The following is a 579-nucleotide window of genomic DNA, read 5'->3' as shown; positions in this document are numbered from 1 at the left end:
GGCAATGTTCAGTTTGTTGCAAACGATGCGGATCAGCCCTTGATCAATGATTTGCGCAGTTAGATGAATAATAAGAACAGTCACGTCATTAACAACGTTAAACATCAACACTAGGTATTTAACGCTAGGCTATAAAAGAAAAAGGGATACCGAGATTCATCGTGTATCCCTTTCTGTTTTGAGTGCATGCTTTTGTTGAATGTGTGCATGTGAGCGAGAACAAGAACGATGAAAAGCAAAGATTTACCAATCATCAATGAACAATTTTGGGATGCGCTGTTTTTTAACGGCACGATGCCTTGGGATCGTAACCAAACGCCAAACGAGCTGAAGCACTACTTAAAACGCATTGCTGACAAGGCTCACTCGGTGTTTATCCCTGGCTGCGGCGCAGCTTATGAGGTGTCGCATTTTGTAGAGTCCGGGCATGACGTTATCGCAATGGATTACAGCGAAGAAGCCGTCAATCTTGCGAAATCTCAGCTTGGTCAATATCAAGATAAAGTGATGTTGGGGGATGTATTTAGCACGGAATTTTCCCGAGCGTTTGATGTGATTTATGAGCGCGCATTTTTAGCC

At 43.2% G+C, this 579-nt stretch carries 1 protein-coding gene; it reads left to right on the top strand.

The window, feature by feature from the left end; all coding sequences use genetic code 11:
• Positions 1–228 precede the first annotated feature (228 nt).
• The coding region (locus R7190_RS29300) for a methyltransferase domain-containing protein (RefSeq protein WP_318138129.1) at positions 229–579 on the top strand (351 nt) is incomplete at its 3' end.

The organism is Vibrio sp. 1078-1 (assembly GCF_033340475.1).
Note: the sequence above shows the minus strand (reverse complement) of the source record. Positions and strands in the feature narration are given on the sequence as shown.